Origin of the sequence: Thauera sp. (genome assembly GCF_035444905.1) — a bacterium.
In the GTDB taxonomy this organism is placed as follows: Bacteria; Pseudomonadota; Gammaproteobacteria; order Burkholderiales; family Rhodocyclaceae; genus Thauera.
This window is the reverse complement of the sequence record NZ_DAOMPS010000018.1, coordinates 63,501-74,913: the sequence shown is the minus strand read 5'-3', so window position 1 is coordinate 74,913 and position 11,413 is coordinate 63,501. Positions and strand designations below refer to the sequence as shown.

General features: G+C 69.4%; 13 protein-coding genes. 5 read left to right on the top strand and 8 right to left on the bottom strand.

The window, feature by feature from the left end:
* Positions 1–261: 261 nt before the first annotated feature.
* Positions 262–702: a pilin gene (locus PLC66_RS10425; RefSeq protein WP_324540066.1), complete on the bottom strand. Its 441-nt coding sequence runs from the start codon at positions 700–702 to the stop codon at positions 262–264.
* 286 nt (positions 703–988) lie between these two features.
* Here PLC66_RS10425 and PLC66_RS10420 point away from each other — a divergent pair, with 286 nt between their 5' ends.
* The 4 genes from PLC66_RS10420 to PLC66_RS10405 all read left to right on the top strand — a co-directional run bounded on the left by PLC66_RS10420 (position 989) and on the right by PLC66_RS10405 (position 2,263).
* Positions 989–1,213 carry an AbrB/MazE/SpoVT family DNA-binding domain-containing protein gene (locus PLC66_RS10420; RefSeq protein WP_270069065.1) on the top strand — a complete coding sequence of 75 codons (225 nt, stop codon included), beginning with the start codon at positions 989–991 and terminating at the stop codon, positions 1,211–1,213.
* A complete protein-coding gene (locus tag PLC66_RS10415) occupies positions 1,210–1,638 on the top strand; it encodes a putative toxin-antitoxin system toxin component, PIN family (RefSeq protein ID WP_324540062.1) in 429 nt (142 codons plus the stop codon). Before PLC66_RS10420 ends, PLC66_RS10415 begins: the two co-directional genes overlap by 4 nt.
* Positions 1,639–1,752: 114 nt before the next feature.
* On the top strand, positions 1,753–2,019 hold the full coding sequence (locus PLC66_RS10410; protein WP_004361138.1) for a type II toxin-antitoxin system prevent-host-death family antitoxin: 267 nt from the start codon (positions 1,753–1,755) through the stop codon (positions 2,017–2,019).
* Entirely contained in the window at positions 2,009–2,263 is a 255-nt protein-coding gene (locus tag PLC66_RS10405; RefSeq protein ID WP_324540059.1) for a Txe/YoeB family addiction module toxin, read from the top strand. Before PLC66_RS10410 ends, PLC66_RS10405 begins: the two co-directional genes overlap by 11 nt.
* A gap of 97 nt (positions 2,264–2,360) precedes the next feature.
* Here PLC66_RS10405 and PLC66_RS10400 read toward each other — a convergent pair whose 3' ends face one another.
* Positions 2,361–2,972 (bottom strand): glutathione S-transferase, encoded by a 612-nt coding sequence (locus PLC66_RS10400; protein WP_324540057.1) that lies wholly within the window; start codon positions 2,970–2,972, stop codon positions 2,361–2,363.
* A gap of 279 nt (positions 2,973–3,251) precedes the next feature.
* On the opposite strand from PLC66_RS10400, the gene PLC66_RS10395 reads away from it, so the two are divergent.
* On the top strand, positions 3,252–5,942 hold the full coding sequence (locus PLC66_RS10395; RefSeq protein ID WP_324540055.1) for a bifunctional diguanylate cyclase/phosphodiesterase: 2,691 nt from the start codon (positions 3,252–3,254) through the stop codon (positions 5,940–5,942).
* A gap of 19 nt (positions 5,943–5,961) precedes the next feature.
* Here the strand turns inward: PLC66_RS10395 and PLC66_RS10390 are convergent, their stop codons facing one another.
* The 6 genes from PLC66_RS10390 to PLC66_RS10365 all read right to left on the bottom strand — a co-directional run bounded on the left by PLC66_RS10390 (position 5,962) and on the right by PLC66_RS10365 (position 11,393).
* Entirely contained in the window at positions 5,962–6,618 is a 657-nt protein-coding gene (locus PLC66_RS10390) for an alpha/beta hydrolase (protein ID WP_324540053.1), read from the bottom strand.
* The gene (locus PLC66_RS10385) at positions 6,615–6,938 is read right to left on the bottom strand and encodes a (2Fe-2S) ferredoxin domain-containing protein (RefSeq protein WP_324540051.1); all 324 of its coding nucleotides are present in this window, start codon (positions 6,936–6,938) and stop codon (positions 6,615–6,617) included. The genes PLC66_RS10390 and PLC66_RS10385 overlap by 4 nt, the downstream gene beginning before the upstream one ends.
* Before the next feature lie 64 nt (positions 6,939–7,002).
* On the bottom strand, positions 7,003–8,091 hold the full coding sequence (locus tag PLC66_RS10380; RefSeq protein WP_324540049.1) for a VanZ family protein: 1,089 nt from the start codon (positions 8,089–8,091) through the stop codon (positions 7,003–7,005).
* A gap of 144 nt (positions 8,092–8,235) precedes the next feature.
* Complete coding sequence (locus PLC66_RS10375; RefSeq protein ID WP_324540047.1) at positions 8,236–9,261, bottom strand: sigma-54 interaction domain-containing protein; 1,026 nt, start codon at positions 9,259–9,261, stop codon at positions 8,236–8,238.
* A 171-nt stretch (positions 9,262–9,432) separates the two neighbouring features.
* On the bottom strand, positions 9,433–9,840 hold the full coding sequence (locus PLC66_RS10370; protein WP_324540046.1) for a hypothetical protein: 408 nt from the start codon (positions 9,838–9,840) through the stop codon (positions 9,433–9,435).
* Positions 9,837–11,393 carry an eCIS core domain-containing protein gene (locus PLC66_RS10365; protein ID WP_324540044.1) on the bottom strand — a complete coding sequence of 519 codons (1,557 nt, stop codon included), beginning with the start codon at positions 11,391–11,393 and terminating at the stop codon, positions 9,837–9,839. The genes PLC66_RS10370 and PLC66_RS10365 overlap by 4 nt, the downstream gene beginning before the upstream one ends.
* Positions 11,394–11,413 lie beyond the last annotated feature (20 nt).

Below are 11,413 nucleotides of genomic sequence, written 5' to 3'. Positions count from 1 at the left end.
CTCGGATATCTCAAGGCGCGCTGCGTAGCAACGACGCCGCTGGGTGAGCGCTTACCTTGTTCGAGTAGAGGAAGCGCGAACAAAATTGGGGTCTGTCCCCCATTTTCTTTGCAGGCGGAGTGAGGCGGGTGAGCAGGGCGCTGCCGCGACGGGGAACAGAAAGCCCGCCGGGCAGGACCACGGCGGGCTTTGGGGTGAGGCTAGGTCAGGTGGGAAATTGGGGTCTGTCCCCTATTTCCCTATATTTCTCTCCCCGCTTCTTCAATTACACGTTGCTGGCAACCAGCTTGCCTTGGCTGACCCCGTCGCCGCCCCCGTGCACACCCACTCCGTGATCGTAAAGCCACTGGTGAAGTTGGCAGCCGTGGCAGCATTCGCACCATTCCGGGGGGTGAGAGTAATGGTCAGTCCGGCCAAATCGTCCGCGCCCGTAACCGCAATCACACCGGCATCACTAACACTGAGTGCGCTAGCATACTTCGTTGCAACGAAACCGGTGTCGCAATCATCCGGGTCTCCGCTAACTTGTGCTCGCTCGCTCGCGCAAGTACGTGCGGTACTTGCCGCTAACATCATTTCGGACGCGCGTGCCCTTTGCGTGTAGTCCTGATACGCCGGCAGTGCCACCGCAGCCAAAATACCAATGATCGCCACGACGATCATCAGTTCGATCAGGGTGAAGCCTTGTTGCATCTTCTTCATTTCAGTTCTCCTTGATGGGAAACCACGGAAAGTCCGCTTGCCTACCCTTCAGCAAACCCCGTGCCAGGCCCGAAACCCCGCTTTCCCGTGACGCAGTTCCGCCGACTTGACACGATTCCAGGGCGGAATGTGACAAGCCCCCCGGAACGGGTTGTCAACATGTGACAAAGGAGGTGTGTCGGCCGCTTTGCGTAGCATGGGCGCCGCCTTCGAACCGCATTAGTGCTCTCCCGTCGCGAAGTGGCTAGAATGAAATTCCTTACTTCATTACTTTTCGGGGGCGATCATGTTGGCCAAGCGGACAAGCAAGAACCAGGTCACCTTGCCCAAGGCCATCGTCCAGCGCGTGGGCGAAGCCGATTACTACGACGTCACGGTGCAGGATGGAAAGATCGTGCTGACGCCGGTCCGGCTGCAGCAAGCCGATGCCGTGCGGGCGAAGCTCGAGGCGCTCGGCATCACGCAGGATGACGTCGAGGATGCGATTGCCTGGGCGAGAAAACGCGCGTGACGCCGCCGCGCGTCGTGCTCGACACGAACTGCCTGGTGTCGGCACTGATCTTTTCCCGCGGCCGCTTCGCCTGGCTGCGCGAGGCCTGGCAGGGTGGGCGCTGTGTGCCGCTGGCGAGTCGCGACACGGTCGGCGAGCTGTTGCATGTGCTCAACTACCCGAAGTTCAAGCTGGCGCGCGACGAGCAGGAGGCGCTACTGGCCGAGTTCCTGCCTCATGTCGAGACCGTCGGCATCGAGACGCGGCCTGACGGGCTGCCGGATATTCGGGACCCCGACGATCTGATCTTCCTGGCGCTGGCCCTCGCCGCCGAGGCCGATGCGCTTGTCAGCGGGGACGGCGACCTTCATGCAGTCAAGCCGGATTTCCCGACTCCGATCCTGACGGTGGCGGAGTTTTCGGAGTGGTTGAAGGGGCGGGGGTAGAAGGGAGATCCCGCGGTCAGCTCTTTCATCTGCTCACGCGCTCGCGCCGCCCCGGGGGTGCGAGCGCGTGAGGGTTGTGCTAAAGTTTGTACAAAGTTTAACTTGGAGCACATGATGGAAGCCCTGACCTACAGCTACACCCGCACGCACCTTGCGCAGGTGATGCGCAGCGTCAACGAGGACCGCGCGCCGGTGCTGGTGACGACGCAGCGCGGCAAACCGGTGGTGATCATGTCGCTGGACGATTACAACGCGCTCGAAGAGACGGCGTATCTGCTGCGTTCGCCGAAGGGTGCGAAGCGCCTGATGGAATCCGTGGAGCAGTTGCGCGCAGGCGGTGGCGAGCCGCGCGCGCTGATCGAGACCGACGATGCAGCCTAGGTTCTCGGATCACGCCTGGGAGGACTACCTCTACTGGCACGAGACCGACCGCAAGCAGCTCAAGCGGATCAATACGCTGATCGAGGACATCCGCCGGCATCCCTTCACGGGCATCGGCAAGCCCGAGCCGTTGAAGCACCAGCTAGCGGGGTTCTGGTCGCGCCGCATCGATGACCGGCATCGGTTGGTGTATGCGGTTGAAGGGGAGGTCTTGCTGATCGCGCAGTGTCGGGATCATTACTGACAAGGGCTGAGGGGACTGAGCGCTTTCATCTGCTCACCCCACCCGCTGCACAGCTACCGTGCGTGTTTGTGGGAGCTGGGGCCAGGCCCTTCACCGCTCACCCCGCCGGCGGCTGCGTGCCCTTGAAGCTCTCGCGCTCGAACAACCGGTCCGCAAACGGCACCAGCCCGGGATGACGTGCGCGCCAGTCGAGGTCCGGGAAGCGCAGGTCGAGGTAGGCGAGCGCGACCGCCGCGGCGATGTCGCCCAGTTGCATGGCGCCGCCGTTGAACCAGTGGCGGTCGTCGAGGCGGCGTTCGAGCTCGGCCAGGCCGCGGTCGATCTTTTCCTTCTGGCGGGCGATCTCGCGCGCGCTGCGCTCGCCTTCGGGGCGGCGCGACTCGAGCAGGGCGGTGACGGCGGCATCGGTCACGCCATCGGCCAGGGCTTCGGTCTGGCGCACGCGCACGGCGTCGAGCGCATCGGCCGGCAGCAGCGCGGGGGCGGCGCCCAGCGTCTCGAGGTAGCCGGCGATGACCGGCGAGTCGTAGAAGGTCTCGCCGCTGTCGGCGATCAGCACCGGCACCTTGCCCAGCGGGTTGAGCTCGGGGATGCGGGTGTTGGCCTCCCAGGGCGAGTCGACCACGAGCTCGAAGGGCAGCGCCTTCTCGGCGAGGACGATGCGGATCTTGCGCGTGTAGGGACTGGTCAGCGAGGCGAGCAGTTTCATGGCGGCGTGGGCTCCCGGGAACGTGCCTGCACCATACGCCGCGCGCGCCGTCGACAGAATTAGGGAAATCGTGGGTCCGTCGCGCCAGGCTGCGCGTGCTGGCGCATTTCGCGCGCGGGCGTGAGATTTGACAGTGTGCGCAGGGCCGCCCACGGCATAATCGGCGTGCTTCGCGGACTGGCAACCGGCCCGGGCTGGCGGCACAGCGGCCGTCCCTGATGGCGTGTCCTTGCGGCGCGTGGTGCGCCATCCTTCTGATCCATTGTTCTGGAGCAGTGCTTGAACCGGGTTCCCGTTCCCGCCCGTCTCGCCGCCGCGCGCCGTCAGTCGCGTCTTGAGCTGATCCAGGCCCTCGTGGTGGTGGGCCTGGTCGGCAGCCTGCTCGCGGCCTTCCTGCTGTTTTCGCATCGCTCGACCATGGAAGCCGTCGAGAAGTCCTCGAGCAATGAGGCGGCCGTACTCGCCACCCAGCTCGAGGGGGCCTTGCGCCGGGTCGACATGAGCGCGGCGTTCGTGCGCGAGCACTTCCAGGCGGCGGGCGCGGTTCACGCGCCGGGCTCGGCGGCCTGGGGGCAGGCGCTCGAGCATCTGCAAGCACACGTCGAGCAACTGGGGGTGGCCTTCCCCGAGGCGGTCGCGATCCTGATCGTCGACGACCAGGGCCGGGTGCGGGCGAGCAGCCTGGCGGCAGGGCGGGACTGGGACATCGCCGATCGCGCGTATTTCCAGCAGGCCCGCGCGGCACCGGTGGACGCCATCCGCTTCTCGCCGACCCTGCTCACCAAGGGGCCCACGGTGCCGGCGGTGGTCGGTTACCGGCCGCTGCTGGGGCCGGCGGGCGAGTTCGGCGGGTTGGTGGCGATCGCGCTCGACCTGCAGCATTTCGAGGCCACGCTGTCGGGCATCGATGCCGGCAGCCTGGGGGTGGTGAGCGTGTTGCGCAGTGAAGACAGCCGGCTGGTGATGCGCTGGCCCAACGTCCCCGAGCGCATCAACGAGGCGGCGCCCGATCTGCCGCCCTTTCGCCTGATCCAGGGCGGGCAGGCCGCGGGGGTGGCGCGCTTCGTGGCCGAGGCCGACGGGGTGGAGCGGGTGTACGCCTTCCGAGCGCTCGACGGCTATCCCTTCTTCGTGCTCGTCGGACGCGCGGTCGACGAGCAGTTTGCGCTGTGGCGGCAGACCGCCGTTGTGGCCAGCTCGCTGGTCGCCCTGACCCTGGCGCTGCTGCTGCTGATGCAGGCCGGGCTGCGGCGCAGCCGCGCGCGCATCGCCCGCGGCGAACTGCGTCTGCGCCAGCTCGCGCTGGCCGTCGAGCAGAGCCCCAATCCCATCCTCATCACCGACACCGAGGCGCGCATCGACTACGTCAACGCCGCCTTCACGCGCGTCACCGGCTACAGCGCCGAGGACGTGATCGGGCACAACCCGCGCATCCTCAACGGCGGCAACACGCCGCGCGAGACCTACGAGGACCTGTGGACCACCCTGGGGCGTGGCGAGGTGTGGCGAGGCGAGTTCCACAACACGCGCAAGGACGGCAGCTGCTACCTCGAGCTCGCCACCATCGCCCCGATCAAGGAGGCCGACGGCAGCGTCACCCACTACGTCGCGGTGAAGGAGGACATCACCGCACGCCGCGAGGCCGAGGCCCGCATCCAGCAGCTGGCCTATTTCGACACCCTGACCGGGCTGCCCAACCGCAGCCTGATGTGGGACCGCCTCAAGCAGGCCATCCTCGCCAGCGCACGCAGCGGCTCGCACGGCATGGTGCTGCTGCTCGACATCGACCACTTCAAGATGCTCAACGACACCCAGGGGCACGAGGCCGGCGACGTCCTGCTGCGTGAGCTGGCACACCGCCTGCAGGCCACGCTGCGCCAGGAGGACACCGTCGCGCGCCTGGGCGACGACGACTTCGCCGTCGTCGTCGAGGGCCTCGGCACGGACCGCGAGCGCGCGCTCGCCCACGCCGAGCGCATTGCCGCGCAGCTCTACGCGGCCGTCACCGCGCCCTGCGAGCTCGGCCTGGCGAGCGGGCCCTACCGCAGCACCCCGAGCATCGGCATCACGGTTTTCGCCGGGTGCGCGGAGCAGGCCGAAGGCGTGCTCAAGCAGGCCGAGGTCGCGCTCTACCGGGCCAAGGAGGACGGGCGCAACGCGATCCGCTTTTTCAGCGAGACGATGCAGGCCATGGTCGACGCGCGTGCCGCGCTCGAACTGCGGTTGCGCCGGGCGACCGTCGAGGGCGGCTTTCGCCTGTTCTATCAGCCCCAGGTCGATCGTGAGGGGCGGATCGTCGGCGCCGAGGCCCTGGTGCGTTGGTTCGACCCCCAGGGCAGCATGATCTCGCCGGCCAGCTTCATCCCCCTGGCCGAGGAGACCGGGCTCATCGTGCCGATCGGCGACTGGGTGCTCGACACCGCCTGTGCGCAGCTACACGCCTGGCAGCAAGCGGCGGCCATGCGCACGCACACGGTGGCGGTCAACGTGAGCGCGAAGCAGTTCCACCAGCCGGACTTCGTCGCCAAGGTGCGTGCGGCCATCGAGCGCCACCGCATCGACGCCAGCGGCCTCAAGATCGAGCTCACCGAGAGCGTGGTGCTGGGCGACCTCGACACCACGGTGGCGCGCATGCAGGCGCTCAAGGCGCTCGGGGTGAAGCTGGCGCTCGACGACTTCGGGACGGGCTATTCGTCCCTGTCCTACCTCAAGCGCCTGCCCTTCGATCAGCTCAAGATCGACCAGATCTTCGTGCGCGGCATGGCCGAGGACGCCAGCAGCGAGGCCATCGTGCGCGCCATCCTGGCGCTGAGCCGCTCGCTCGAGCTCGAGGTGGTGGCCGAGGGCGTGGAGAATCGTGCCGAGCATGAATTGCTGCTCACGCGCGGCTGCGAGCTGTTCCAGGGCTATCTGTTCGGCCGCCCGGTGCCGATCGAGGAGTGGACCGCGCTCGCCGGGCGTGGCGGCTGAGCGCGCTCGTATCCTCGCCTCAGACCGGATCGACGTTACGCGCGATGAGCGCGCGGATCAGGTGCAGCTTGCCGTGGAAGAAGTGGTCCGCGCCCGGCACGACGATGATCGGCTGCTCCTGCGGCCGCGCCCAGTCGAGCACGTTGGCGAGCGCCACGGTGTCGTCGTTCTCGCCGTGGATGACCAGCGCCGGGATGTTCTTCGGCAGCGCCGGGGTGTCGTAGCTGCGCCCGCTACCGGTGGTGGCGCCAGCGGCCATGCCGACCAGCACGAGCTGGCGCGGCGGGGCGATGCCGCCGGCAAGGCGGTTGGCGACGCGCACCTGCACGTAGCCACCGAAGGAGAAGCCGCCCAGCGCCAGCGGCAGGCTGCCCCAGCGCGACTGTGCCCAGGTCAGCACCGACAACATGTCCTCGGTCTCGCCCTCGCCGTGGTCGTGCTCGCCTTCGCTCTTGCCGACGCCGCGGAAGTTGGGCCGGATCACCGCATAGCCGAGGTCGCGATAGGCGCGCGCCAGGGTGTGCGCGACCTTGTTGGTGTTGGCGCCGCCGAACAGCGGGTGCGGGTGGCACACCAGGGCGACGCCCTTCACCGTCTCGGGGGCGTCGATCAGCACGTCGATGGTGCCGGCAGGCCCGCGCAGCAGCGCGGCTTCGGTGGGCAGCGGGCGGCTCATGCGGCGTCCTCCGGCAGGCGCAGGCGCTCGACGATGCGGCCCTGGCGCAGATGGCTGTCGATGATCTCGTCGACGTCCTCCTTGTCGATGTAGGTGTACCAGACGTTGTCCGGGTACACGACGATCACCGGGCCGTCGTCGCAGCGGCCGAGGCAGCCGGCCTTGTTCACCCGCACGCTGCCCTTGCCCTTGAGGCCGAGCGCGGCGGTGCGTTCCTTGGCGTAGGTCTGCATCTCGCTCGCCTTGTGGTCGTTGCAGCAGGACTCGCCCGCCGGGCGCTGGTTGCAGCAGAAGAAGACGTGGTGTTTGAAGTAACTCATGCCGTATCTCTGGGAGGGGTGGGGGCCGCGCGCGGGCGCTGCGGCCCCCGGATTATAGGTGGCGTCAGCGCCGGCGGGCGCCAGCGGCGAGATGCTCGCCGCGCCACAGCCCGAGTGCTGACAGGTAGGCGAGGGCGACATAGGGCCACAGGCTGTCGACGAGCTGGGTCAGACCGTGGAAATTCAGAAAGTTGCTGAAGCCCGTGAGCTGGCGGTCGTAGATCAGGTAGGGGTTCTCCGGGACCAGGTTCACCAGCGCGGTGGCCAGCAGCAGGCTGGCGCCGGCGAGCGCGTGCTGGACCAGGCGCGGCAGCAGCAGGCAGGGCAGCAGCACGGCGGCGCCGATCATCAGGCCGCGCTCGGCGCCCGGGGTGAGCCAGGCGAGCGGCGCGCCGGGCTCGAAGAAGGTCCACGTCGCGATCGTCTTGGCGAGCACGCCCAGGCCCAGCACGATCAGCACCGGCAGCGGGTTGAGGCCGCGCGTCATGCAGCGGGTGAACAGCCCCACCGCCAGCAGCGCGCTCGCCGTGACCGCGGTGTCGAAGGCGATGAAGCGCTCGGCGCGAAAGGGCAGCGGCGCCGGGATGCCGAGCAGGCTGCGGATGTCGCCGGTGGAAAACAGCAGGTCGGTGGCGGTGAGCTGGCCCAGCAGCCACAGCGCCAGCAGCACCAGCCCGGCTTCGCCGCTGCGCCCGGCGATCACGTATTGCGCGCGCCAGCGCTGCAGCCGGCCCTGCGGGCCGAACAAGGCCGTGCCCCAGCGCGCGCCCAGCAGCGCGCCGAGTAAGGCGCCGGCGGCGTTGCCGCCGAGGTCGAGGTTGCTGGCGACGCGGCTGGGCAGGAAGTTCTGCGCGCTCTCCAGCCCCAGGCTGAGCAGGCCGCCGAGCAGGGTCGCCAGCAGCAGGCGGCGGCCGAAGCCCCAGCCCGCCGGCAGCGCCGCGGCGGCAAGGAAGCCGAGCGGCAGGTAGCCGAGGATGTTGAACAGGAAGTCCTCGAGGATGAAGTACTTCGGCCACGGCGCCCACAGCCAGTCGAACGGCGGCAGCCCGCTGTCGCGCCAGCCGGTGAGCGGATGCAGGCAGGCATAGGCGACCAGCAGGGCATAGGCGAGCGCCAGGGCGCGGGGCAGGGCGGCGGGGTTGCTCGGGGGCATCGTGCGGGCTTCGTTCGGTGGCGGGCGTCCGGGCCAGGCCGTGGCGCGTCCGTCATGGGGGGCGCCGCGGATGCAGGCGGCACAAGCCCGAAGTTTAACGGCAGGCGGCGACCCGCAGGGCAGGCGGCCTCGCCCGGCGCGCGCTCAGCCGGCGTAGCGGTCGCGCTCGATGCCGTATTTCTTCAGCAGCTTGCCGAAGGCGCGCCGCTCCTTGCCCGCACGCTGGGCGGCGGCCGACACGTTGCCGCCGGTGGCGGCGATGAGCTGCTCGAGGTAGTCGCGCTCGAAGCGGGCGATGACGGCGGCCTTGGCGCTCTTCATGTCGAGCTCGGCGAGGTCCTCGGCGGCCGGCTCGGGGGCAGGGCGGGGGCGGTCGTCGACGCCCAGCTCGAGGTGCAGGGTGCCGCCGTCGGCGAGCAGGAACTGGCGGTGCACCACGTTCTCGAGCTCGCGGATGTTGCCCGGCCAGGCATAGGCCAGGGCCTGGCGCCTCGAGTGCGCGTCGAGCACGGGGGCCGGTCGCGCGTAGCTGCGTGCGAAGCGCTGCACGAAGTGCTCGATGAGCTGCAGCACGTCGCCGCCGCGCGCACGCAGTGGCGGCAGTGTGACCGCCATGATCGCCAGCCGGTACAGCAGGTCCTGGCGAAAGCTGCCTTCCTGCACCATGGCCTCGAAGTCGCGGTTGCTGGCGGCGATCACGCGCACGTCGGCCTGCACCAGGCTGCGCCCGCCCAGCGGGCGGTAATGGCCATCCTGCAGGAAGCGCAGCAAGGCCACCTGGCCCTTGTGCGACAGGCACTCGATCTCGTCGAGGAAGAGCGTGCCGCCGTCGGCCTCGCCCACCACCCCGAGCTGGCTCTCGCGCGCGTCGGTGAAGGCGCCGCGGGCGTGGCCGAAGAGCTCGTTCTCGACCAGGTTGTCCGGCAGCGCGCCGCAGTTGATCGGCACGAAGGGCTTGTAGCGGCGCGGCCCGAGGTAATGCACGGCGCGCGCCACCAGCTCCTTGCCGGTGCCGGTCTCGCCCTGGATCAGCACATGGGCGCTGGTCTGCGCGTAGCGCCGCACCAGGTCCATCGCCGCGGCAAAGCAGGGCGCGCTGCCGAGCAGGCCGAAGCCGCCCAGGTCGTCGGCCGGGGGGGAGGAGACCTTGCGTGCCGAGCCCGAGATCATCGTCTGCCTCCTGCCGTTGCGGCGCCGCGCAGCCTCCGCCGGGCGGTTCGCGCCGGGGGGGCTGCGGTCCAGTTGAAGTGAATACGCAATGCGGATGAAAGGCGTGCGCTGCGCGTCTTTCAATCTGGACGACCCAGCTTGAGGCGTCAAATGACGTTACATGTCGAACGTTTACGTGAACTGGTCGCCCGCGGCGCCCCCGCCGCCGTCGGCCGACTGCGCGCCAATCCCTGCCAGCCAGTCCTGCCACTGGCGCACCGATGCCGCCCGCGTCATGGCCGGCGCGCGCCAGTCGTAGTCGCCATGGCGCAACCACAGCGCCTCCCATTCGCGCCGCCGCTCGCGGTCCCGGCCCGAGGCTCCGGCCCAGGCCCGCGTCACGCCCTCCAGCACGCGCTGCGCGCGCAGGCGGGTGAGCTCGGCGTCGGCCGTCAGCAGGGGCAGCACCGCCGCCAGGCTGGGCAGGCCGATGGCGATCAGGGCGCGCACCTCGGCGGTGTAATCGGCGTGCAGCGGCTCGGGGTGGGCATCGATGGTGGCGACGAGGGCCTCGATGCGGGCCCGCTCGGTCTCGCTCATGGCATCACGATCGGGTGGTTGGAGACCGTGTGCGAGAACTCGATCACCACCCGGCGGTTGGCGCGCAGCCGCCCCTCGTCGCGCGGCTGCGGTGCGCCTGGCGCCGTGCCGTGCTCGGAATAGATGTCGGTCTCGCCGAAGCCGGAGGCATAGGCGATGCGCCCGGGGTCGATCCCGGCCAGCAGCAGCATGTTGCGCACCGCATCGGCCCGCCGTTGCGACAGCCGCATGTTGCCCGCCTCGCTGCCGCGCACGTCGGCATTGCCCTGGATGCCGACGGTGACGTCGGGGTAGCGGCTGAGGTAGTCGGGGATGTCGGCGAGCTTGGTGTCCTCGCCCGCCACCGGCACGTCCTGGTTGGTGTCGAAGTACAGCACCACCGGTTCGTGCACGTAGTAGCCGCGAAAGCGCTCGAGCGCCTCCGCGAACACCGGCGAGGCCTGGTCCTCGACATGGGCATATTCGCCCTGCACGGCGCCGGCGTGGATCTGGAAGCCCCACGAGATCGCGCCGTAGATGGTCTGGTTGTCGGTGCCCTTGGCCACCGTCTCGAAGTCGAGGTCGCTGTCGAAGGACAGGCTGGGGAAGTCGAACAGCGAGGCCGGGCCGAAGTCGGTCGGCGAGCGCAGCCAGCCGTACTGGTTGTCACCACCGATGCCGAAATGCTCGATGTAGTTGGGCGAGCCGGCTTCGCCGCGCGGGGTGGCCGAAGGCAGGTTGTCGATCATCCAGCCCGCGGGCGCACCGCCCGGCGTGCCCTGCGTCATCTGCTCCATGCGCCCGGCCTCGGTGCCGGCGACGCCGGTGTTGGCATCGACCATGTTGTTCCAGTCCACCGGCGCGCCCGAGGCCGGCGTCGTCGTCCCCGCGACGTCGGTTGCATTGACCGCCTGCACGAGCCCGATCTCGGCCGAGTAGGGGCCGTTCGGGTCGGGGTGGAAGGTGATCGTGCCCGACAGGCCCGGCGGCGCGGCCTGGGTCGCCATGCCGATCTCGAACACGCCCAGCGTCACCGGCATGCTCTGCATCAGGTCGCACTGCAGCGCACGCGGCTCGCCCTGCTGCTGGGCGACGTGGGTGAGCTCGTGGGCCAGCAGGCGGTCGCCGGCCGGCGTGCCCGGCGCGTAGCGGCCGGGGGCGAAGAAGATGTCGCGGCCGAGGGTGACGGCGTTGGCGTGGAGGCTGCCGGCGAGCTGCGCGGCGCGGCTGTCGGTGTGGATGCGCGCTTCTGTCATTCCTGGCGCCTCTCCCGCGCCCTGTGGCGCGGGCTGGCCGGCCCCGGCCCTGTCGGCGACCCTGCGTAGCGCGGCAGCATGGGCCGGCGCCGGTGCCGCGATCAGCGATGACGTCCTCGACGTGCCGCCCTCCCGGGCGGCGTGGGCGGCTTGCTCGGCCGCCTGTTCGGGGCCCTGATCACGCGCAGCGCGGGCCGTCAGGGTCGTGCGCCCGAGCGTGAGGAAGCGGGGGACGCCCCGCCCGTGGTCCCGATCGGGGTTCCTGGCGTCTGCCGAATGGATGGGCGGCTGGCGATCCGGACGAGACTTGAAAGTCATGGTGTCTCCTCGTCATTCAA